Genomic DNA, 23,963 nt, shown 5'->3' on the forward strand with positions numbered 1-23,963 from the left:
TCCCTAGACCCTAGACCCTAGCAGCTCTACCGTTTCGCCCTTCTTAGTTGCATTGATATGGTGCCAAACCATAGGAGCAACAATCAAAAACATCACTACATTAGATATTGGCATCGCAAGCCAGACGCCGCTGAGTCCAAGAAACTTAGGAAGAATATAAAGGAAAGGTAACTGGATCATCATATTACCTATCGATATACCAAGGGACCTACCACCTTGATTAACAGCCATAAAATACATGATTGCCAAGACAATAAAGCCATCAAGAAACATAGCAAATAGATGCAGTTGAATTCCTGTGATCGTTTCCTGGAGTAACAGGGAGTCGTCACTATTAAATAACTCTATGATGGTGTTTGGAAACAGGTTCAAGATAGCGACCCATGCGATACCTGCACTAATGGTGACCTTAGTTGCAAGAATGACCATCTTCTTAATATTTTGGGGTTGGTTAGCACCAAAAAAGTAGCTGACAGGTGGCTGCATACCTTCACCGAGTCCTTCGGCGATAAAGTAGTACAGCACCATCAAGTAGCCAACTATTGCAAAAGCGCCAACAGTGATCGAGTTGCCATACTCCATGAAAAGACGGTTATGTAGCGCGAATACAAAGCTGGTATAGAGGTACATAACAAAGCTTGAAGCGCCTAAAAGCATGATCTGTTTTGCAAGCTGAGTATCAAATCTAAAGTTGGCCGCTTTTATGGTTAACTTGCCGATCTTAAATTGTGTCATTGAGGAGATAAAGTAGATCAAGCCGCATGTAGCCACGCTCACCTGTGCTGCGACTGTAGCAATCGCTGCGCCGTGCAGTCCCATATCTAAACGCACGATAAAGATATAATCGAGTAAGATATTTAGACAAGCTCCCATCACCATCAAGCCAGTTGCAATGTTTGGGCTTTCATCATTACGAATTAAAATGGGGATCGCAGCCGCTAAAATGGTGAAGCTGACGCTCCAGATAAAAGGGGTGATATATTGATCCGCATGAGCGAGTGAGTTATCGATGCCTCCTTGCATAAGCAGAAGGTCGGTACCGTAATTGGATAAAAACCAAGAGCCAAATAAGCCAAAGCCCACTATCAGCATCAAAGCTGTCGCTAACGTTCGGCTGATAATGGCTAAGTTACAGCTACCCTGTAACTGCTTGTCAGCTGGCGTTAACTCATCTTTACCACGATTTATTGATAGCAGGCTTCCCGACCCCATGCCGATCATTAGGCCGATACCTGCAAAAATATAGATGATTGGCCAGGCCATGTTAATGCCTGCTAAACCTTCGTGGCCAATGTACTGACCAATAAAAATTCCATCAACAATTTGATATAGACCGTTGACCAGCATGGCAGCAATCGAAGGGATCGCATACCGCCAGAATGTACGGTTTATATTGGAGCTTGACTGTGTTGAGGCTAATTTAAGGTCTTCTGCTTGCATAATAGCAATTCCAATAACTAAGGGGCACGGGCTGCAATTTCTAGGAGGGGCGAGTTTACCTGCTAAATTTGGATTGATTAAGTCAGTTAGTATCCGAAAATCGTATAGGTACATGTTAGAGTAGATAGACGAACTTAGTGATTAGGTGAGATTAGATGAACTGGACACTGTATCAACTCGAGGCTTTTGTGCTCTCGGTAAAGCATGGCTCATTTTCTGCTGCTGCAAGAAAGCTGGGCAGGGCGCAATCAAGGGTGAGTACCGCCATCGCTAACTTAGAGATCGATCTCGGCTTTGAGTTATTCGACCGTAGTGCAAAGCTGCCTGTGTTAACTAAGCTGGGCGAGGATATGTATATTGAAGCTCAAGCAGTGCTCAAGCAGTGCTCGAGCAATGTCAGCGATTACAGTCAAGAGCGATGACGCTTAATACCGGTCAAGAGATAGCACTCACAGTCGCTATGGAGGAGGCGGTGCCAGTTAATGCGTTTGAATTGCTATTTGAGCGTGTTGCACTGGAGTTTCCCTTGCTGAAGCTGACAATCATCAATGGCTCACGTGATGATATCAGTGCCTGGGTCGATGAGGGGAAAGCCGATATGGGTATACTATTTCATGTTGGTCAGTTACCAAGTTCTCTAGAATTTATGTCTATTGGTCAGTTTAAACAGTCACTTATTGTTGCCTATAATCACTCTCTTGCAGCTTGTCCTTCACCCAAAATTGCTGACTTGAGGCAACACCGGCAGCTGGTTATTCGAGATAAACTGGGGGGCAGTCAAGAGAAAGCACTGTCGGCAAACCATTGGTATATTGATAGCTATTTCTATATGACTGCGCTAGTGATCCGCGGTGTCGGTTGGGCCTTAGTGCCTGAGCATGTCGCTAAGTCTAATTGGTATAGTGGCGATATTGTTGAGCTGTCTACAGAGTATATTCCCGATCCATTATTAGTTGAAATAGGGGTCGTTAACCGTAGAGATAAAGCCTATGGACCCGTTATGGAGTGGATCTTTATTGAAATAGAGTCCATGTTTAAGCAGGAAACTTATTGATTTTTGATGCTTTAACTTGGTAATTGTCACCGAATTAAACTGCTAGTCAATGCAGAGAGAAGGGGGATTGCATGCTAACTAATTTGAAGCAAAAACTCGTTGAATTAGAACTCTACCTGCTAAAGTCCGATGTTCGGTCGTCTTCTGATGAGTTAGATCTACTTATTCATGAAGACTTTCATGAGTTTGGTGCATCGGGGACGAGCTTTGGTAAGCGCGAAGTATTGGAGAGGCTACCCAAAGAGAAATGCCCTAATTTTTGTGCGACTAGTTTTGAATTGAGATTGATATCGAAAGACCTTGCTCAGCTATTGTACCGAGCCACGATGAAGAAGCACGACGAGTTCAATACGCGTTACTCATTGAGAAGTTCATTGTGGAAGTACAATGAAGAGTTAGACGAGTGGCAGATGATTTTTCATCAAGGTACGCCTTGTGAACCTTTTTAAGGTTTTGACAATTTAATATCAGCAGGTCAAAAGGAAAGAGAGATGCATCAGGGAAGTTGCCTATGTGGCAAGATTAGATTTCAAATTGAGTCTGAGCCAGTCGCGGTCTCAAACTGCCACTGTAATATGTGCCAGAAGCAACATGGGGCTGCTTTTGCGACCTATGCGAGATTTAAGCGGAGCCAAGTGAACTACCTATCCGGCGAAGCCAGTCTGGCTGTATATCAATCATCAGATAATGTGCAGCGAAAATTCTGTGCTGACTGTGGTGCTAACATAGAGTGGGGCTATAGCAGTGGTGAGTATGCAATTTGGGTCGCCATGGCCTTAGGCTTGTTCGACACAGAGATAGTGCCTGAGACCGTTAAGGAGCTACATGAAGAGACTCAAGTTAGCTGGTGGAAGGCAGCCAGTGAGATGAGCTAAGCGCTAAACTCAGCCATAACCTCAGTCATAAACTCAGTCATCAACTAAGTAATAAAAAAGCCGCAACGAAGCGGCTTTGACTTGTGCTCGCTTTAATTGTCACTATTACTCTGGAACTTCAACCTTCAAAGTCACTTTACCGCCACCTTGGTTTAGCAAAGGTGATAGGTAGGCTAAGATCTCATCGGCTTTAGTGTCGAGCTGCCAAGGCGGGTTGATGATCCATAATCCAGCCGCTGTCATACCAAACTCATCACTGTCAGCCTTGATGGCTTGTTCGATACGTAGCTGATTTTTAATGCCACTTTGAGCAAGGATTTTTAACATGCCTTCGGTTTGAGCGCGGTTAACTACTGGGTACCACAGCATATAAACGCCAGTGGCGAATTTTTTATGGGCCTTGATGATGGCATTAGGCACATCCTGATAATCGGTTTTCATCTCATAACTTGGATCCACCAAGATAACCCCGCGTCGCTCGCGAGGCGGCACCGCTGCGATTAGCCCTTTTAAGCCATCGTCTTTAACGATACGAATATATCGGTCACCAGAAAACTGCTCTTCAAGTTGGGCGTGATCGGCGCCATGTAGCTCATGTAACACCATGCGCTCTTTTTCGTAACTGTTCATATCGACAAAAGCAGGTGAGCCTGGGTAGAAAGAGAGCTCAGATTTGCCTTGGTTAAAGTGAGTCACATCGGAAATATATTCAGCTAATGGCTCAGGCAGATCATCTTTGTCCCATAGCTTAGCGACACCGTCTAAATATTCACCGGTTTTTTGAGCGAATTCATCGCTTAGCGCATAACCGCCAGCGCCAGCATGGGTATCGATGTAGACAAAAGGGGTGGGCTTTTTATGCATGAGTTTTAGCACTTGCAGCAGAACTGAGTGCTTTAATACGTCGGCATAATTTCCGGCATGGTAGCCGTGACGGTAGCTTAGCATCGATATTCCTAATCTGGAGAAAATGGGTGGCGTTGGCCAATACGCTGATTATATCTCAAGATGAGGAGCTGGTTTACAGAAAAAGTGTCAGCTTCTGCATCCAAACCATTTTATGCTCTCCCATAGGCACCAACCAAACCGCTGTACCATCATCTTGATATAAGCGGTAGAAGCGTAACTCTGTTTGAGTTAAGTGCTGCTTTCTGAGCTTCAGATAGAGCTTTTTTGCCGTCTCAGAGAGTGAATTGGGGGAGGCTAATTCTGTTTTAGTGATGATGACATCAAACTGCTCTACTTTCTTACCCTGCCAATCATGAGTGCTCTGAGTAAAATCACCGCGAATCACATATCGCATTGGGCTGGTGTGGCAGTTCTCATCGGTGATGCAGGCAGCAAAATAGATGAGTCCCTGATCATCACCAAGATTAACAAGAGATATTCGAAAGTCGCTACGAACCAATAAGCTACCTTTAGCGCCAAAGTAGAGATCGCCATGGTAAACATCTTCCTGCAGATCGCCTCTGTGCTCTTCGAGTTCAGGCAGTAACAACTTATTATAGGTCTTCTGCTCCATACGGATTTTAGTGCTAAGAAAGTCCGATAAGGCCAGTTCTGCACCTTGGCTTGGGTCGCCTGTGATATTGATCAGCTGCTTACCTGGACACTGACCATTACTGTAGTTGGGGCAGATGGCAAAACTATCAGCGCTTGAGGTCACAGCAGCAAAACTATGAAAGGTATTGAATGGTGGTTGCCACTTATCTTCGTTGATTATCTGCTGATTAAAACGCTGGGTTAATCGCGACTGTGTTGGTTGGCTCGTTTCTGTTTCAGGCGTGAACACCTCAACATGACCATGTAGATTATCAAGGGCTATCGTCTGCTGCTGTTGCTGGTAGGGGGCAGCGGGATCTGAAATCGCTTCGACCCAAGGCGACCACCAAGTAATACCAATAAGGTGTGCAAGAAAGATGAGTGCCGCTACGCCTGCCATCAAGGGCTTTCGATGTTTACGGGGGGGGGCAATAATGGGGAGGTGTAGCACGTAGCCATGACGTGGCACGGTTTTGAGTTCTATCTCAGGGCTTGAGGCGAGTTTTCGTCTTAATAAGCTGATACATTGTTGTAGCGATGACTGAGCAACAATACGATCTGGCCAGCCTACTTGCATCAGTTGCTCTTTGCTCACTAAGTTATCACGATGGAGAATGAGACATTCCAATACGGCAGTTTCAGCGTAGCTAAGCTCAACCTCAGGACTATCAAGCTCAGTATTGTTTGCTGAGATTAATAACTTTTTAGCGGTATCTAGTTTCAATTGCTGCGTGAGTTGCAAGGGAGTCTCGCTTTATCGTGAAATGAACTGAATAAGTTAATTTTTCAATATTATATTGTGGGATTTTTTAACGCCGCAAACCTTATCACCGCAAAGTATGATCTAGCATTCATTCTTGTTCACAGATTAGATGATTTACCGCCTAGCAAGCTAAGCCTAGGCGGCAATGCTCTCATTGCAGGGAAAGCTGTTACAGGTTATGAACCTGCTTTAGGTTTTCGACTGAGTGACAAACGGCGCATGATTCCACTTGCAGTTCGTTTTCAGTGACACCAAATCGGCCACCATTTTGCTCCATATGAGCACGAACGGCTTTGTTGATCACTAACTCTCCTTCAGCATTTTCCTGTTTAGCATGACAGGCATAACAGGTCGCAGAAACTGGAGAGGTATAAGCATCAACACTGATATCTGTTGCAGGATGTGCAGTTGAGTCAGGGTCGTAATCTAGATCTAATGCCAGTGGGCGCCCCTGTGAAGTCAGGCGCTCAACACCAAAGGTATCCCCCTCATGACAGCGGTAACAGTTAGCTTTGTCGGCAGGGTAATCGATATTACGAACACCATTAACAGTGTCTTGCGTCGCACGTTGGTTAGTGTGCAGTGAGTGCATCCATACCTTGTGATCTGGGTGGGTAACAGTCAGTTGCTCAACATAGTCCCAGTCGCTAGGTTTAGTGTGCATCTCTCTGATAGCCTGAGTCGGTGGCGTGTTGGGGTTATGACAGGCTAGACATGGGTCGACAATATCGGCTGTTGAGCTGATAAAGCCAGATTTACCTGTAGGTAGCATAGCGCGCTCAGCATGAGGCTGAATATGGTTACCTAGCTCATCGTGGTCATGCCCTGAGAAACAGGTGGTATCGGCATGTTTTTTATTAATCTCTGTTTTACGGCTATGACAACTACGGCAAGCCAGCTCAGTATTTTGACTAAACTCATCAAAGCCGTGGCAAGAGCCACACTTCTCGTTACTAACAATCACAGGGCGAGCTTGAGCTGGATCTTGTGTTAAACCTGTTTTGTTAAAGAACCAACGATCATTTCTCGATGCATTTTTAGCATGGCCAGCTTCATCACAACTCACGAGATTTTGAGCAGGATCGAAACAGTAGATCAGACGGTTAGAGATAAAACCTGCATCATCGATAAGATCGCCAGAAAGCGAGTCTTGAGTGACGATAGGGCCCATCAAATAGGTGAACACATTATCTTGTGAGCTATGTAGCGGCGTGCGAGCTCGTTCGCCGATAGGGGTAATACCATCACTCCCATCTTGAGTGATATCTTTCTTGTTACTCTTCACATAGATGGTGTAACCACGGCTGCTAGTAAAGTCTACCGAGGTGCCCCAGTTAACATACATTTGCAGGTTCTTGATCCACTCAGCATCGGCAGGGTTGTTATTGGCAATGGCAATACGCTCCCCTTGTTTATTGAGTAGGGCAAAGCTTATCTCAGCAAACTGCTCGGTTTGACCATCAATAGTTTGCTCAACCAGTTTCGCATCGCGTACATCGACAGTGACAATGCCGCGTTGCTGCTCATCGACGGCTTTCTCATATTTGCTAAGGTGATCATCGTAGGTCTGTTCAGGAGCATGACAAGTCAAGCACTGGCCATTGTTCTCTTGGCCTGAGTGATCATAAACTTCATTGGTCGTCATATCATGACAACTTGAACAGGTTTCTCTCGTTGGTATCTGGTTCCAATTGAGTGCCTGTTTAAGTGAATCTGATTCTAGTTTTTCATGACAGCTAGCACAGTTACCTATCGGCTCAGAGGTGACACCAATATGCACTGTGTGTGCAAGAACAGGCCATACTTTATTGGGATCAGACATCTTATTGCTGGTATGGCAGCTAGCACAGTTTTCAAGTTGGTCTCCGCCATGCTTAATGCTGTCGATGCTATCATGACATTTCAAACAAGTGGTTTGATCTATGATGGCGCGATTATTAGTGACCTCTGAGCCATCAATATTATAATCATTATGGCTGTAAGTTTGTGGTACTTGATCAGACTTTTCGACTCGTAAGGTGACACGTTGTGTTAGCTCACTGTCAAATTCAACCCCTTCACCGATGAGTGGCCCACTCATGGTATAGCGGTAGCTACCATCCATATTGTCGACCAGAACACCGTCACAGCCCTTCTCTGGAGTGCAATATTCGCTAGAGAGTGCCTGCCATTGGGAGCGTTCACCCTCAAACTCAGGTAATAACTGCGCCGTATCGAGTTTGATAGCTGCAATCTTTACCACGGGAAGTTGAGCTTCATTGTAGGCGGTAAAGTCTATTGATAACTGCGCGTTAGCAATCTTACTATGAGTGATATTGAGGGTTAATACTTCTGCTTTAGTTGTGACAATCTCTCCCGGCTCACCAGGTTGTCCGTCAGTTCCATCTTTGCCATCGCTACAACCTAAGGTGGTTAGCGCTATAGCAGCTGATAGTGCAAGGTAGCTAAATCTACGTGCACTATTGGGTTTTATGCTCATCATCTTTGTTATCTCAATTGGTTTGAGGCTAATTGTTTTTGTTGCGGCCTGATGGTGCATTAAGGCGCTAAATAGCGATGTGAGCTGCGCTCTAATTGAGCTTGTTTTAGCTTTTTTAGGGGACTTTTTAGAAAAAATCAGGGATTTTCAGCATTGGGTATCATCCCAGTTACTCGCTTTAGCTCGCCATGATGACTACGATTGAGGACAAATGAAGTAAGCTAGTGGTCAGGCTATGACCCCATAGGGCATAATAAGCCCATTAGTCCTCAATAGAACTCAAAGCCGTGACAGCCATTTTTTTCAACTCTCAATATCCAACATTAGAAGCTATCTGTGAGCGCTGGGAGCTGACCTTTGATAAAGAGGCGGTATTTGAGCTGGTTTTTGAAAACAATACCCTGACTTTGAATAAACGTGATGAACCTAAGTTAAAAGGCATCAGTGTGGATTTTATTTCCGGTGCTGTCGCTCATCGACGTAAATTTGGTGGTGGACGTGGCCAGTCAATAGCCAAGGCGGTGGGTCTTAAGCAAGGTGTGAACCCCACAGTGGTCGATGGTACTGCTGGTCTTGGTCGTGATGCTTTTGTGCTAGCAAGCCTTGGTTGTAAAGTCACAATGGTGGAGCGTCACCCTGTGGTTGCTGCACTACTTGAAGATGGCTTGCGCCGTGCCTATGAAAGTGAAGAGATAGGCGATTGGATGCGCGAGCGTATGCAGCTCGTCCACGGCTCGAGTTTAGACGCTGTTGCTGAGCTTGGTGAAGAGGCCGATGTGGTCTATCTCGATCCTATGTATCCACACAAATCTAAATCAGCATTGGTAAAGAAAGAGATGCGGGTATTTCAGACGTTAGTCGGTGCCGATCTTGATGCCGACGGACTGCTTGCGCCAGCCATGGCTTTGGCCACTAAGCGTGTGGTGGTAAAGCGCCCTGATTATGCTGAAGATCTTGACGGCGTAAAACCTTCTATGGTCATTGCAACCAAGAAAAACCGTTTTGATGTTTACGTTAAAGCGTCAATGACGAGTTAAAGCTTATGCGGCTAGGCGTAAAGCGCCCTCAGTTAACGACACTGAAGACTTAGACGGCGTAAAACCAAGCATGGTCATTGCAACCAAGAAAAATCGTTTTGATGTATATGTTAAAGCGTCAATGATCAGCTAGATTTTCTATGGTGTCGCAAGCAATAACAATCGCTGTAGTGCCTATATTAGGGCCGGAACAGACCTACGACGGCAACGAGAAGCAGTGAAAAGGTCACCATAAGAATGAAGTTAAATATCAGCATTGATTGTCCCTCCTAGATGATTTGAAAAAGGGGCAGGTTAGTGCTCTAACCTACTGAATATATTCTACGGTATGACTATTAAACAGGGCTGAATTACAGCCCTGCTTTGTGATCAGAATTTAGAACTCTCTGAGAGGGGAAGTGTAAGTTTTACAAGTTAAAATTACATCACCTCAGCTCAATATCGCTGCTAGATAAAGTGACTTAAAAATAGTGTATGTACTCAACCGCTACTCGATAGAGGGTATCGTCAAATCCAATAAGATCCAGCTCATAATCTCGGCTGATATATTGTGTCATAAAGTGCAGTAGATTGTTTTCATCTGCCAGAGGGGTAACGACGCCGAAGGTAAGACGGTCTACCGTATAGAACTGCCCCTCATCATAGGCCCATAGTCCATCGAAGCGACTGACTTTAGCCGTTAACTGTACACCGCTATGTGCGAAGGTATAGGCGTTACTCCACTCAACAAAGTAACCGAGGCCTGCACGATTTAGCACATCTTCACCGTGCCCCATCTCTTCTCTAGGCCAATCATCATCCTTCTCCTCTTCGCTATATGCTAAGCCTAAAGTGAGGCCGAGATCGTAATGATTGGTGTCTGTAAAGCGACTGTTTAAACTTAGCCCTGCTACAGCTAGTTGCTCAAACTCTTCAAGCTGTTGGCTGTTATAGTGGCCTTCATAGCGACCATGGAAGCTGATTAGGTACTCTTGAGTATCACCAAAACTGGCAAAAGGGCGCTGATAGTTGATTTTGAGATCGGCAGAATCTCGATACCTATCTTCATCATACATTTCAGAGTCGCGCTCATAATAGTAAGTACCGCGTGCTCTAAAGTAGTTTTTGTCTAACTGGTAAGTATTGTTGTAACGCAGATCATCCCAGATAAAGGAGAGGCCTCCACCTCGCGACATGGCACTAGACTCTGAATCAGGGTAAGACTCTAATCCTGCTAAAACAGAGAGTGCAAAAGGGCCTTGCTGGGTGTTAGCAAGAGCTTGAGTCGCAACAGGTAGACACGCTGCTGCAACGACTAGCGTGACTAGGTTTCGCTTTATATTCATTTCGGCCCTGAAAATGTTAATCTGAGGTATGTTTATGCTCGAGATATTAACATTTTTCACAGGGGAAAAACTACGCGGCTTGTGGCAACTTACCTTGTACTGTTGAGATCCCTAAACTTGCCTCTATGTCTCTAACGCTTTGCTGAACCTCTTCGCCGATAACCTCGCTCTGCATTGAAGTCGATTGAGCTTGGTCTTTTAGCTGTACCATAGCTTGGACAAATTCATCGAGGTGGTTCACTTGCTGTAGCGCATTGACAGACCCTTGCTTAGCCGTTACAGCCATATCACTGGCTTGAGCTTGCACAGACAGCGCAACCTGAGAAAGGCTATGGGCCCGTTGCTTTTGGGTTTCTGTTGCTTGCTCTATCCCTGTCATACTCACTTCTAGGGCCGAATTAGCTTGGGTTAATTGAGTCAGGATCTCCATGATCTCTTTAAGAGATGCTTGTGTGCGGTGAGATAAGCTTCTCACCTCATCTGCGACAACAGCAAAGCCTCGTCCCTGTTCTCCCGCTCTGGCAGCCTCAATCGCGGCATTGAGTGCTAGTAGGTTAGTCTGCTCTGCAATATTACCGATGACATCAATGATCTTTGATACATCTGCAACTGAGGTTGTCAGGCTAGAAAGAGAGTGATGTGATTGGATGACGGCTTGTCGAGTTTCCTCAGTGGCAGTGAGTACCGCTTCCGCTTCTACTTGGCTAGATTGCATCTGCAACATGGTTTGCTCAGCACTTTTCTCGACAAGCGCGGATGTGCTGCTAACTTCATGGGCTAAATTTCTAATTTCAGATGTTTGTGACTGGGCTTTACTGGCTACAGTTTGAGTTTCCTCTGTGCTTTGGGTTATCTCAGATATTCTGCTAACGAGCATAGAGAGAGAATTAGATACTTGAGTGATCTGCTGGCGCTGCGCTTCATCTTCCTCTTCAAATCTAAGTAGCAGCTGGTTGAAATGACCTGCTATCTGGCCAGTTTCACAGCGCCTTTGAATTTCAAGTTGCTCACGATTATTGGATTCACTGAGCTTCTGAAAAGCATGATTTAAGCGCTTTAGAGGAGATACCACTCTTTGTTGCTGTAACAATAGGTAGATGACTGCAAATAGGGCGAGTACAGATACAACGGTATAGAGTGCAAGTTGTAACTCTTGCTTGAGCAACTGATTCTTATCTGCTTGGGTGGTATTTAATGTGAGTAGGGCTAATTCAACTTCAGCGATAGATTGCTGCAGGTCATCCTGAATGGATTGGTTTTCTTTTAACAATGCATGGGTGTTGGTAATTTCTCTGCTGTATCTTTGGCTGAGACTCAGTAGCTCAGAGCGATAGTTTTCGCCCAGTTCGAGTACCTCCTCTTCTGCACCGCCAAGGGCAAACTCATCCTCCTCTACGACTTGGTATATCCCGATAAGTGGCAGCGCGTCGAGTTGGTTATGCCAATCAGCTAGCTCGATTAGTGTTGACTCGAGAAATGCTTGTAGCCGCTGATCTTTACCTATGAGATAACCTTGGGTTAACTGAGAAAGTTGATACACCATAGGGGGTAGTTGACGTGTAAGCCTTAGGTAAGTGTTGGCCAGTGAGCCGTTCTCTGCTTGACCTTGTTCGGCATAGTCAGCCAGCCGACGGTTATTGTCGAGCATCTCGGATTCTGCATGAGCAAGTAGTTGCCTAGGGTTACCTGCCAGTTTCCCTGCCGCACGGTAATCTGTGTCTAGTCGGTAAATAAAGGTATTTAATAGTTGTTGAAGCTCGGCTGAGTCAAACTCTTCAGCTTGGGTAAGCTGAGCTTCAATCTGTTCGAGCTTACCTTTAGCTATCTCTAGCTTACTGGCATCTCCGCTCGTGAGATAGCTATCTAGCTCTCGCCTTATCTCAACAAGGAATGTTTGCTGTAGTGTCTGCAGTTCAGCGGTTTGAGATTCGATCTCTTGGCGTTGATTATTGCTCCAGATCACTACCGCAGCAAGTATTCCCGCAAGCAGCAATAGGGTAGCCGACGCAGAAAGAGAGAGAGTTGATATTTTCATAGATATCACACAGACACATTATTTACCGCAAGGATATGGCGTTTAGATTAATGTGTTATGACGTTAGTGTGACGCTAATATGACAGCTTTTAAATTGAGTAACCTTTGATTAGGGTGAGCTAGCTACTACTCAAGTGGCAACCAAACCTGTGCCTGCAAGCCGCCAGCAACCCGGTTGGTCAGTATGACTTCACCCTGATGTCGGTCAACAATTCGCTTAATGATGGCGAGTCCTAAGCCTGAGCCGACACTGCCTCGAGCTGAGTCGCCCTGGGTGAATGGCTGGAATAGATTTGGTATCTCAGATTCAGGTATTCCAGGGCCATTATCTTCAACGCTGAAGCCTACTCGCTGCCCATCAAAGTGAGAGCTAAGCCTGACCCAGCCATTGCCATAACGAAAGGCGTTTTCGACCAAGTTACTCAAGATCCGCTTAATGGCAATGCTTTGTATTGGAATTAGGGGGCACTCGTTAAGGACGACCTCTATCTCTCCATCACGATTTGATTCAGCTTGCGCGACATCTTCAATCAGGTAATTGATCTGCTCCTGCTCGCGAATACTCTCCTGATCTTGACGTATGTAGGCGATAAACTGATTGATGATGGCATCCATATCTTCGATATCATGGACGATACCCTCTTTAAGGTATTCATCTTCAGCCACCATCATCTCTGACGCTAAGCGGATACGAGTTAAGGGAGTACGCAGATCGTGGGAGATCCCTGCCATAAGTAGTGCTCTGTCTTGCTCTAACTGCTTCATGCCATGTGACATCTGGTTAAAGGCATTCGTCACCTCAACGATCTCTGTTGAACCGCTAGAGGGAAGAGGCTCTGGGTAGTCGCCCATAGAGACTGAGATTGCCGCCTTCTGCAGTCGCCGTAACGGCCTATTTTGCTGCCGTGCGAACCACCAACCGCCAGCCACACTCAAGGCGCCGATCACCATTAAATAAAGAGTGAGGGGAGATAAGTCATATTCATTGAAGCCTGTGAGTGGGACTTTTATCCAAATCGATGGGGCTTGAGGAGGTCTAATCCAGATCTCGAAATCTTCGCCCTGTGCGATTCTGACTTCCGCTTTGCCACCTAAGTGTTCTGACATCTGCGATGAGAGTAAGGTGTAATAGGTCGCTTGCTCTATGCCGGCTTCTCGAGCTTGTTTTTGATTGTAAACATGCATGCCATCATCGCGAACTTTGGCATTCAGCGCATCTACCATAGTCAGGTGCTCACGACCGACATCGACACCATCAACAAAAAGTAGCTTCACTTGACGTGCAATTAACTGGTTAATCTGTTGGTAGGTTGGCTGGATGAAATAGGCTGCGACAGAGAGGTAGGAAACGAGCTGATTGATCAGCAGTAAGCTGCCAATCAGCATCACTGTTTGGCTAAACGCACTGCGGGGTAATAACTTTTTCAGCCACTTCATGTAACTGGTCTACCCCTTAAGTTTGGCATGTAAAGCGAGTTCCGATATCAGCTGTTATCGACGCGATGCGCCATCAGGCACAAATACGTAACCGAGTCCCCATACCGTCTGAATATATCTCGGGTTAGCAGGGTCTTTCTCAATGAGGCGTCTTAAACGGGATACTTGCACATCGATAGAACGCTCTAGTGCTGAGTAATCACGTCCACGAGCTAAGTTCATCAGTTTGTCTCGAGAGAGGGGCTCCCGCGGGTGGCTGACAAGCACTTTAAGTACGGCAAATTCACCACTGGTCAAGGAGATTGCTTCATCATTATGATACATCTCGCGAGTCGCAAGATTAAGGGCAAACTCGCCAAAGGTGATCTCTTCTTCTTGCTGAGTTGGTGCGCCTGGTACATCTGGGCTCTGTCTACGCATCACAGCTTTGATGCGCGCTAATAGCTCACGAGGGTTGAATGGCTTAGGCAGGTAATCATCGGCGCCGAGCTCAAGTCCTATGATGCGGTCGACCTCATCACCTTTAGCGGTAAGCATCACAATAGGGATAGTACTACCAGTTTGGCGTAGTCGACGGCAAATAGAGAGTCCGTCTTCGCCAGGAAGCATCAGATCTAATACGATAAGGTGGAAGTTTTCACGCTCAAGTAGTCTATCCATCTGCTCTGCGTTAGCGGCACTACGAACCTGATAGCCTTGCTCCATAAGATAGCGTTCGAGTAAGGATCTGAGTCTCATATCATCATCGACGACGAGAATTTTAGAGGTTTCCTGTCCCATATTTATTATCCTTTTTCTCGGAACCCGATACTATTCGGTAGCCAACTGGCTGATATTGATATTCTTTATTTAGGCTAATATAGCCGCTTTAAACGTCCTATGACTAGAGGATTGTAGGTGAGATTATCCCTCTTATATAGTTAATATAGCAGTAGGGGTAAATAAGTGTTTGTATTGTATGCAAATAATGTGATTTTAGAGTGCTTTTTGAAATTGTAACCAAATTGATACGAGCAAAGTAAAATGGAAAATTACAGGCTTATATCCATTTGAAACTAGTAAAGTAGATGAGTTAAAAGTTAAATAGAATTAGACTCAGTATTATCACTCACCCTTTTACACACTTTTTTTGGATCTCCATCGACAATGAAAGCCATGTTAATCACTCGTAAGGGCTGGCAGGCCCTAGATAAAGAACTGAAATATCTTTGGAAGGAGTATCGTCCCCAGATCACTAAGAAGGTGCAGGAAGCTGCAGCACAAGGGGATCGCTCTGAAAATGCGGATTACACCTATAACAAGCGCTTATTACGTCAGATTGATGGCCGAGTGCGTTATCTCGTCAAGCGTGTGGAAGAGTTGCAGATTGTCGACTATTCGCCTCAGCAAGAGGGTAAGGTTTTCTTTGGCGCTTGGATTGAGCTTGAAAATGAAGCCGGTGAAGTTGTTCAATATCGTATCGTAGGTAAAGATGAGCTGGATACCAAGTTAGGCTATATCACTATCGACTCGCCCATGGCTCGCGCGCTTATCGGCAAACAAGTTGATGATGAAGTTGTGGTAAAAACCCCTTCGGGTGCCAAGGAGTGGTATGTGAATAAGATTCAATATAAAGCGTTTAATGATGAGTGAATTGAGCAAAGTAAGCTTAGATGAACAAGTGAGAGACCCTCAAGTCATTGATTGGGAAAGTATTGAGTTGCCTGCAACTTGGGCTGATGAGATCAATTTTAAAACTTGGACTAATGTAGGCAGGCTAAGGCGTTCAATTTTTAAGAAAGGCAATGGCAGAGCTGAGGTTCCTGAGCGGTTCCCATCTTCTCTTTTAGGGAAAAATGAGCTGCCTAAATACCTGCAACAAGAGTTTCATGGCATACCAAATGGTAATTTTTCCAATACCATTACACGTGGCTACATCAGTGCGTTCGATGCCACTATGCTTGGTAAAATGAAGTCGGTGAGAAAGGGAATCGCCTCTTGGTTTACCGAGTGCGATAGTGTTTTGGATATTGGCTGTGCTGGTGGGCAGATGGCCGCTGCAGTCAAAGCTGTTGGTGTTGATGATGTATGGGGGCTAGACCCTTCACCCTATTTACTCAAACATGCGGCGCACGCATATCCTGACATTAAATTTGTGCAGGGTTTATCTGAGCAGATGCAATTTAGCGATAAACGCTTCGATGGCATTACAGCCAGCTTTGTGTTTCATGAGATCCCCCCAAAATATATCGATATGGCCCTGAAAGAGTGCCACCGTGTGTTAGCTGATGATGGTCTACTCGCAATCTGTGAGCCCTCATTGATTCAGTTTAAAGGTCGCTGGATAGAGATGTTTAACCAGTATCAATTTGCAGGGATCTATTTTAAATGGTTGGCTAATCATGTTTATGAGCCATTTGTACCTGCTTGGCATAAGCAGAATATTCCCGACTTATTAAGTCGGCATGGTTTTGAAGTGTTAAGTAATCATAGAGGGATGCCAGAGCACACCCTATTAGCTCGAAAAATATAAGCAACTGAGCTGACTGTAAACTCTTTTCTCCAGCCTGTATGACTCTAGGGCTGGAACTATCACGCCAATGTTCACTAGCGTAAATCTAGCTTTCCATTTGCGGCCTTACTGCCATTTTATTGAAAATGATCTCGATCAAGATGCCAAAAGCTGATCCCCTCTAGGCTGCGTTCAATAATGTTAAGAAAAGGGTTGGGTTGTGGCTAAATCGATTAAAGATAATTTTGGTAATGAGTACTATAGTCGTCTGCCGCTACTGGGAGACAGCCTTGGTGAGTTGTTAGCTTTCTTTGGGGTAAAAAGAACCTATGGCGTGGGTGGTGACTTCGTTGCTAACCTTATAAATTCATTAGAGGGTCATCTTGAAGTATTGCCATCGAGTAATGAGATGCATGCGGGTTTTAGTGCCTGTGCTCAAGCTGAACTCAATCCACTCGGTGTATGCATGACAACCTATACAGTGGGGAGCTTACCCTGTGTTAGCGCCGCGGCATTAGCGAGAACAGAAGGGCTTCCAGTGGTATTTATCTCTGGCGCGCCTGGAGAGAATGAGATTAATAGTCATGCACTGCATCACAGTGTTCATCCCCATACTGCGTGGAATACCGATCTCGATGCCGCGTTAAACTCGTTTCGTGCCCTTGGAGTAAGAGCTGAGCGATTACAAGGCCAGCGTCATAGTGGTCAACCTAATGTTGCTGCAGAGCAATGTTTAGACCTACTGACATATGCATACCTTAATCGACAACCAGTATTCATTGAGATCCCTAGAGATCTGATAAGTCAGCCTACCCAATCTCTTAGCCTGCCAACGAGCTTGGCTCAGCTTACTCAAGGCCAGCAGTTGAACCTGAGCGGGGCAGAGTTAATTGCTAGCGATATTAAATCTAAACTTGCCGCTTCCACGGCGCCGCTGGTCTTTATTGGGGAGAAGCTAAGGCTTAATCAGCCTCTGCTAGAAAAGATTCTTAATATGTGCCGCAAGCAACAGCTCCCTTATGCGACCAGCTGGTTCGGTAAGGGGATGTTAGATGAGAGTGACCCCCTCTGTTTAGGCAGCTATAACGGCGCTTTCAGTGAACTTGATGGGAAAACTTACATCGAGTCGGTTGCTGATTATGTATTAGAGCTAGGTACAGCCATATCGCCAAGTGATACCAATAATGCCTTTAGTAGCCAGACACACCTTGTCGATAGTCATCCTAATAAAACGATGCTCAAAGGAACGGCTAAATGCGAGCTGGATATCTCTGTGGTTGTCGATAGCTTACTTACGTTAGCGGCTAAGCCTAAAAACAAATTATCAGAGACTTCCCATAATGAAAGCAATCTAGATATGACGAGTGTGATGCTCGGGTATCATAATTTAGCCTCAAGCATTAACTGTGCTCAACACCAGTTAGCTCAGCCCTATATTTTTGTTCCTGAGGTAGGTAGTGCGCTATTTGCGAGCTTTGAGCTAGATACCTTTGCGAGTGATATCAATCGAAGTTACCTAGCAAACCCGTGGTATGCGGCCATGGGGACGTGCTTACCCTATGCTAGAGCGATTGCCGATCAACTCGCTGAGGTGAAAAGTGAGCAGCCGATTTTAGTATTGACGGGGGATGGTGGGTTTAACTTTCAAGCTAATGAGTTAATTAACCTTCAAAAGCAAGCTGCCAACGTGACGATTATCTATATGCGCAACAATATCTTCCATTTAGGTAAAGCTGGAGATGCGCCTATCTATGCCTGTAATGACACAGGTTTTGAACCACGGTTATTGATTAAAGCCTATGGCGGGCATGGACACCTTTGTGAAACGACAGGGCAGCTTATGGATAGCTTAGTTGAATGTGCCCAGAGAGGCGGGCTGCATTTGATAGAGGTGCCTACCTCTACCGAGCCACAATTTCAGAGCGAAATCACTAAAAAGTTAAATTGCTACATAGGGTTTAGAAATGGTGATCCCGAAGCGACAGATCGCTGGCACATTCTCTGTGGAAAATAGTGCAGTTCTAGGCTGTTTAATATTCAACCTTCGGGAGCGCTGACAGTTTAACAGCCTCAAGTAAGTGATAGATCGCTTAAATGTCGTCGGAACACTCCGACGGCTTGATTAAACTGTGCAGCTTTCACATGCAAGCACACCTTTGCCTGTGTTATCTTGACCCTCACAAGATTCTTTCATTTCGGCGCGACACTACTTTTATGCAAATGACGCACAATATTGCCCAGATTATTGCTCAAGAACTCAATGTTCGTGAGCAGCAAGTAAGTTCAACTATCTCATTACTCGATGATGGTGCAACCGTCCCCTTTGTTGCTCGCTACCGTAAAGAGGCGACAGGCGGTTTAGATGACTCTCAGCTGCGTACATTAAACAGCAGACTGAGCTATTTGCGTGATTTGAATGATAGGCGAGATGTGATTGTCTCTAGCATTAAGACTCAAGGTAAGTTAACGCCTGAGCTAGAGCGCGCCTTATTTGATGCTGATAGCAAAACACTTTTAGAAGATCTATATCTTCCCTATAAGCCAAAGCGTCGGACTAAGGGACAGATTGCTATAGAGGCAGGCCTTGAGCCATTAGCTGATTATCTACTGGCTCATCGTGATGCCGATATTGAATTGGAAGCTGGCAAGTATGTTAAGGCTGATTCAGTTTACACCGATACAAAACTTGTGCTCGACGGCGCGCGCTTTATCTTGATGGAGCGCTTTGCTGAAGATGCTGCGTTATTGCAAAAGATCAGACAGCATTTAAGTCAGAGCTCAGTATTAGAAAGTCGCGTGGCTAAAGGGAAAGAGAAAGAGGGCGCAAAGTTTCGAGACTACTTTGAGCACACTGAAAAGCTCGCTAACGTTCCCTCACATCGTGCGCTTGCCATGCTTAGAGGCCGCAATGAGGGCATGTTAACGCTGAGTATGAATGCTGATCCTGATAATGAATCTAAGCTAGGTAGCTACTGTGAAGTCATCATCGCTGATCACCTGAAGTTTAAGTTTAGCAGCAGTGAAGTCGATCAGTGGCTTAAAACTGTGGTAACAGCAACTTGGCGAATCAAGATCGCATTGCAGATGGAGACTGAGTTTGTTGCCAAGATGCGTGAGCATGCAGAGTCTGAAGCAATTAATGTCTTTGCACGTAATCTTGGGGATCTGCTTATGGCGCCTCCAGCAGGTGCTAAAGCCACGCTAGGCTTAGATCCAGGTTTAAGAAGCGGTGTTAAGGTTGCGATTGTCAATAACACTGGCAAGCTGGTGGCTCACACGACTATATTCCCACATGCTCCACAAAATCAGTGGGATAAGTCGGTTCGTACTCTGGCTAATCTTGCCAAAATGCACAAGGTTGAGCTAGTGGCTGTTGGTAATGGGACAGCTTCAAGAGAGACTGATAAATTAGCTGGGGAGTTAATTGCGAGCGTCAAAGCTGAACTGCCTAGCTTAACTAAGATCATGGTGAGTGAGGCAGGAGCATCAGTGTATTCAGCTTCAGAGCTTGCTGCTAGTGAATTCCCAGATCTTGATGTTTCCATTCGTGGCGCAGTATCTATTGCACGCCGTCTACAGGACCCGCTTGCAGAACTCGTCAAGATTGAGCCTAAGTCAATTGGTGTAGGGCAATATCAACATGATGTGAGTCAGAGTCAATTGACCTTATCCCTCGAAGGGGTCATTGAGGACTGTGTGAATGGTGTGGGTGTCGATCTAAACATGGCATCGGCTCCCTTGTTAGCTCAAGTGGCTGGACTGAATAAGACGCTGGCACGTAATATCGTTAATTATCGTGACGAAAATGGTCAGTTTACTCAACGTAAACAGCTATTAAAGGTTGCTCGCCTTGGGCCAAAAGCTTACGAGCAAGCCGCTGGTTTCCTGCGTATTCTTAATGGCGATAATCCTCTCGATGCATCCTCTGTTCACCCTGAAGCGTATACATTGGTTGAGTCGATTGCTAAAGCCAAAGGTGAGACGGTTGAGGCATTACTGGGTAACAGTGATTTACTCGCGAGTTTAACGGCGGCTGAATTTATCACTGATAAATTTGGTTTGCCTACCGTGACTGATATCTTGAGCGAACTCGATAAGCCTGGTCGTGACCCACGTGGTGAGTTTAAGACCGCTAAGTTTAAAGAGGGAGTCGAAAAGGTTAGTGACCTTAAAGCCGATATGATTCTCGAGGGTGTCGTCACCAATGTGACTAACTTCGGTGCATTTGTCGATGTTGGTGTACATCAAGATGGCTTAGTCCATATCTCCTCATTAACTGATAAGTTTGTTAGCGATCCGCATACCGTCGTCAAGGCGGGTGATGTGGTTAAAGTGAAGGTGATGGAGGTCGATGTTGAGCGTAAGCGTATTGGTCTCTCTATGCGCCTCGATGAAAAAGCTGGTGATAAACCCGCACCAAGAACTAAGCCGAATTCACACTCAGCTGGTAAGCCAAATCAGCAGAGGAAACCACAACATAAGTCTCAACCCAAGCAGACTGCAAATGCGGCTATGGGTAATGCCTTTGCTGATGCATTCGCAAAATTGAAAAAATAATAGTGTAGATATTGGCTTTTAGCCTTGGATTAAATGTCGGAAGAGCTATCTCTTTCGACATTTTTTTTACCCTGTGAGTTATACCCTATCGTTGGGGGAGTTACACTTATTGCATTTGCGTTTAAGTTTTGTGAATTAAAGGTGAACTTGTTTGTTTGCTCCTTGTCCTATCTTGTAGCTAAAGCTCCATAGAGAGTGAAAGCTAAAGGAGACTCTTTTTAATCAGCGATGTAATTTGCTGAAATGAGCGTCATAGCGCATGGACCACTCCATACATCTAAGCAAGCTGCCTCTGGATAACATTATGGATTTAAATTTCTTGTAAAATTTAGGTGCCATATGGCTTCTCGTTTCTATTTTTTGGGTCCCTTTAGATCCATTTTATTTTTCTGTTTAATTGCGTTAACTCTAGTCACTGTCAGCCGAATCGGTTTAGGTATATGGCAAGCTGATCGTGTTGTAGCCGTTGATGGTTGGTCTCACTTGTTGCTACAAGGACTAAGAGTCGACATAGCGTCTCTTTGTTGGTTGTGGGGCGTCGCCGCATTAGGCACTGCGTTGTTTTCTGGTGATCATCCTATTGGCAGAAGTTGGAATAAACTGCTACGTGTCTGGCTGACCTTAGGTCTGTGGTTAATTGTATTTTTAGAGGTCTCATCCCCCTCTTTCATCGAAGAATATGGCATCCGTCCAAATCGTCTCTATATCGAATATCTTATCTATCCTAAAGAAGTGCTATCTATGCTGTGGGGAGGCCGAAAACTTGAGGTGATACTGGGTTTAGTGGTCAGCGCCGCGACACTCTTTGGTGGCTGGAAGCTCAGTGGCTACTTGCTACGGGATTTAATCTACCCTAGATGGTACTGGCGACCTGCTATTGCAGTGTTGGTGATAGTTGTTACTTTAGGCGGCGCTAGATCGAGTTTAGGGCATCGTCCTCTTAACCCCGCTTTAGTGGCTTTTACCGATGATCCATTAGTTAACTCTCTCGTTGTTAACTCATCATACTCACTGTTTTTTGCGATTAAGCAGATGGGAGGCGAGGCTAATGCGGCTAAAATTTATGGCCGCATGGATGAGCAGTTAATCATTGATACCATACGTAAAGAGAGTGGCCGTAGCCCTGAAGCCTTCTTATCTGAACAAGCGCCAAGTGTTTCGTTTAATGCGGCAAGTTACCAAGGTAAGCCTAAAAACTTAGTGATAATTTTACAAGAAAGTTTAGGGGCGCGATTTGTAGGTGGCTTGGGCGGTTTACCGCTAACCCCAAATATTGATGAGTTATCTAAAGAGGGCTGGTCGTTTGAAAATCTGTACGCAACGGGCACACGTTCGGTTAGAGGTATCGAAGCGATAACCACTGGATTTACACCGACTCCCGCACGCTCTGTGGTAAAACTGGGTAAGAGTCAGCATGGGTTCTTTACGATTGCTGAGCTATTAAAGAGTCATGGTTATGAGACTCAGTTTGTCTATGGCGGTGAGAGCCACTTCGACAATATGAAAAGCTTTTTCCTTGGTAATGGCTTCAGTAATATTGTTGATGAAAATGATTATAAGGACCCATCCTTTACAGCTTCATGGGGTGTGTCTGATGAAGACTTGTTGCGCCGTGCTCATCAGGAGTTTGAGCAGTTTAATCAAGAGGCGAAACCGTTTTTTAGCTTAGTGTTTAGCTCCAGTAATCACGACCCTTATGAATTTCCCGATGATAAAGTTGAGCTTTATGAGCAGCCAAAGCAGACCGTAAATAATGCAGTCAAGTATGCAGATTACGCCGTTGGAGAGTTCTTTAAATTGGCTAAAAACTCTAGCTACTGGGATGATACCCTATTTCTTATTGTTGCCGACCATGACAGCCGTGTTGGGGGCGCCAGCCTAGTACCTATCTCTCGATTTAGGATCCCTGGCATTATCTTAGGTGGCGGAGTTGAGCCAAAAACAGATGAGCGTGTTGTGAGTCAAATCGATATGGCGCCAACTTTATTGTCTATGATTGGTGTATCTGATTACTATCCAATGTTAGGGCAAGATTTAACTCAAGTGAGTGATGATTGGCCTGGACGTGCCTTAATGCAGTATGACAAGAACATGGCTTATATGCGCGGGGATGATGTTGTTGTTCTGCAACCTGAGCGTGAGGCTGCAGGTTTTAAATATGATTTCACCTCTGAGACACTAACCGCTAAACCTCAAGATGATGAGATGAAACAAGCTGCATTAGCTTGGGCACTTTGGGGAAGTATGGCATATCAAAAAGGAAGTTTTCGCTCGCTATCTTCAGAGGAGATGCTTGCTATAAACAGGGATAAAGATATTGAGCAGCAACTTGCTCAAGAGGATGCTATTAACTTACCTGTTGAGGCCGTAACACCTTTGCGGCTTTAGATGTAGGCTGAGATGGCCGGCTGAGCTTGAGGTTGAGATTGATGTTGGTAGTAACTATTAATATGCAATGAAACCGCGTGGTAAAACTCAGCTGGCTGATTGTTTAATACGTTGTCAGACTCTACTGGCTGTTTGCTATTAATGGCTTGCATCACAACGCGAATATCGCGTCTATTGAGTGCTGGCTGGCCTCTTAGGGGGTCTCTAGCAACGACAAGTTGCTGTGGCTTTTCTGATTCCTTTTGCTGTCTATCTTCCTGTTGCTGTTGACCATGACCTTGCTGTTTACCTTGCAGGCGTTCATTGAGTTTAGCTTGATTCTCAGCCTGTTCAGCTGTGCGCTCATGTTGCGGGTTAAAAGCTCGCTCTTCATGTCCTTTAGTGGACTCTTGAGGGGGAATAACAGGAGGTCGTTGCTGACTTTCTACACGCGCAGCATCAGTAGCGGCGTTAGTCGTCGCTATAGGTACTTGCGGATAGTTGGTCACCACTAACATAGGCAGATCCTTAACTGTTATGGTTAAATAATAAACAAAAACA

17 protein-coding genes and 1 pseudogene are annotated in these 23,963 nt (G+C 45.2%); 9 read left to right on the top strand and 9 right to left on the bottom strand.

All coding sequences use genetic code 11. The annotated features are described in order from the left end of the window. Window positions 1-3: 3 nt before the first annotated feature. Window positions 4-1,440 carry an MATE family efflux transporter gene (locus tag BM736_RS14095; RefSeq protein ID WP_076413290.1) on the bottom strand — a complete coding sequence of 479 codons (1,437 nt, stop codon included), beginning with the start codon at window positions 1,438-1,440 and terminating at the stop codon, window positions 4-6. Window positions 1,441-1,595: 155 nt separating this feature from the next. On the opposite strand from BM736_RS14095, the pseudogene BM736_RS14100 reads away from it, so the two are divergent. From BM736_RS14100 to BM736_RS14110, 3 genes and pseudogenes are all read left to right on the top strand, one after another. Further along, window positions 1,596-2,494, top strand: a pseudogene (locus tag BM736_RS14100) (LysR family transcriptional regulator). Between the two features lie 71 nt (window positions 2,495-2,565). After that, a complete protein-coding gene (locus tag BM736_RS14105) occupies window positions 2,566-2,943 on the top strand; it encodes a DUF4440 domain-containing protein (RefSeq protein WP_076413292.1) in 378 nt (125 codons plus the stop codon). 42 nt (window positions 2,944-2,985) lie between these two features. After that, window positions 2,986-3,369: a GFA family protein gene (locus BM736_RS14110; RefSeq protein ID WP_076413294.1), complete on the top strand. Its 384-nt coding sequence runs from the start codon at window positions 2,986-2,988 to the stop codon at window positions 3,367-3,369. 105 nt (window positions 3,370-3,474) lie between these two features. Here BM736_RS14110 and BM736_RS14115 read toward each other — a convergent pair whose 3' ends face one another. The 3 genes from BM736_RS14115 to BM736_RS14125 all read right to left on the bottom strand — a co-directional run bounded on the left by BM736_RS14115 (window position 3,475) and on the right by BM736_RS14125 (window position 8,156). After that, window positions 3,475-4,317: a 23S rRNA (adenine(2030)-N(6))-methyltransferase RlmJ gene (locus tag BM736_RS14115; RefSeq protein ID WP_076413296.1), complete on the bottom strand. Its 843-nt coding sequence runs from the start codon at window positions 4,315-4,317 to the stop codon at window positions 3,475-3,477. Between the two features lie 73 nt (window positions 4,318-4,390). Beyond that, window positions 4,391-5,653: a helix-turn-helix domain-containing protein gene (locus tag BM736_RS14120; protein WP_076413298.1), complete on the bottom strand. Its 1,263-nt coding sequence runs from the start codon at window positions 5,651-5,653 to the stop codon at window positions 4,391-4,393. Between the two features lie 190 nt (window positions 5,654-5,843). Then, complete coding sequence (locus BM736_RS14125; protein WP_076413526.1) at window positions 5,844-8,156, bottom strand: cytochrome c3 family protein; 2,313 nt, start codon at window positions 8,154-8,156, stop codon at window positions 5,844-5,846. A gap of 284 nt (window positions 8,157-8,440) precedes the next feature. On the opposite strand from BM736_RS14125, the gene BM736_RS14130 reads away from it, so the two are divergent. After that, window positions 8,441-9,190: a class I SAM-dependent methyltransferase gene (locus tag BM736_RS14130; protein ID WP_076413301.1), complete on the top strand. Its 750-nt coding sequence runs from the start codon at window positions 8,441-8,443 to the stop codon at window positions 9,188-9,190. A 461-nt stretch (window positions 9,191-9,651) separates the two neighbouring features. Here the strand turns inward: BM736_RS14130 and BM736_RS14135 are convergent, their stop codons facing one another. The 4 genes from BM736_RS14135 to ompR form a co-directional block, all read right to left on the bottom strand. Further along, complete coding sequence (locus tag BM736_RS14135; protein WP_076413303.1) at window positions 9,652-10,515, bottom strand: hypothetical protein; 864 nt, start codon at window positions 10,513-10,515, stop codon at window positions 9,652-9,654. Between the two features lie 70 nt (window positions 10,516-10,585). Continuing rightward, entirely contained in the window at window positions 10,586-12,550 is a 1,965-nt protein-coding gene (locus BM736_RS14140) for a methyl-accepting chemotaxis protein (protein WP_076413305.1), read from the bottom strand. A 126-nt stretch (window positions 12,551-12,676) separates the two neighbouring features. Further along, the gene (envZ, locus tag BM736_RS14145; RefSeq protein ID WP_076413307.1) at window positions 12,677-13,987 is read right to left on the bottom strand and encodes a two-component system sensor histidine kinase EnvZ; all 1,311 of its coding nucleotides are present in this window, start codon (window positions 13,985-13,987) and stop codon (window positions 12,677-12,679) included. Window positions 13,988-14,041: 54 nt separating this feature from the next. Beyond that, on the bottom strand, window positions 14,042-14,767 hold the full coding sequence (ompR, locus tag BM736_RS14150) for a two-component system response regulator OmpR (protein ID WP_076413309.1): 726 nt from the start codon (window positions 14,765-14,767) through the stop codon (window positions 14,042-14,044). Window positions 14,768-15,133: 366 nt separating this feature from the next. Between ompR and greB the strand changes: the two genes are divergently transcribed. The 5 genes from greB (at window position 15,134) to BM736_RS14175 (ending at window position 23,423) form a co-directional block, all read left to right on the top strand. Continuing rightward, window positions 15,134-15,619, top strand: coding sequence for a transcription elongation factor GreB (gene greB, locus BM736_RS14155; protein ID WP_076413311.1), 486 nt, complete (start codon window positions 15,134-15,136; stop codon window positions 15,617-15,619). Then, a complete protein-coding gene (locus tag BM736_RS14160; protein ID WP_076413312.1) occupies window positions 15,609-16,499 on the top strand; it encodes a class I SAM-dependent methyltransferase in 891 nt (296 codons plus the stop codon). The genes greB and BM736_RS14160 overlap by 11 nt, the downstream gene beginning before the upstream one ends. Window positions 16,500-16,698: 199 nt before the next feature. After that, window positions 16,699-18,492, top strand: a complete 1,794-nt coding sequence (locus BM736_RS14165; RefSeq protein WP_076413313.1) for a thiamine pyrophosphate-dependent enzyme — start codon at window positions 16,699-16,701, stop codon at window positions 18,490-18,492. A 200-nt stretch (window positions 18,493-18,692) separates the two neighbouring features. Beyond that, window positions 18,693-21,035, top strand: a complete 2,343-nt coding sequence (locus BM736_RS14170; protein WP_076413314.1) for a Tex family protein — start codon at window positions 18,693-18,695, stop codon at window positions 21,033-21,035. A gap of 339 nt (window positions 21,036-21,374) precedes the next feature. Next, the gene (locus tag BM736_RS14175) at window positions 21,375-23,423 is read left to right on the top strand and encodes an LTA synthase family protein (protein ID WP_083700186.1); all 2,049 of its coding nucleotides are present in this window, start codon (window positions 21,375-21,377) and stop codon (window positions 23,421-23,423) included. Here the strand turns inward: BM736_RS14175 and BM736_RS14180 are convergent. After that, window positions 23,420-23,920 carry a hypothetical protein gene (locus BM736_RS14180; RefSeq protein WP_076413315.1) on the bottom strand — a complete coding sequence of 167 codons (501 nt, stop codon included), beginning with the start codon at window positions 23,918-23,920 and terminating at the stop codon, window positions 23,420-23,422. The two genes, BM736_RS14175 and BM736_RS14180, sit on opposite strands and share 4 nt — an antisense overlap. Window positions 23,921-23,963 lie beyond the last annotated feature (43 nt).

The sequence above is a fragment of the Shewanella sp. UCD-KL12 genome (assembly GCF_001957125.1).
In the GTDB taxonomy this organism is placed as follows: Bacteria; Pseudomonadota; Gammaproteobacteria; order Enterobacterales; family Shewanellaceae; genus Shewanella.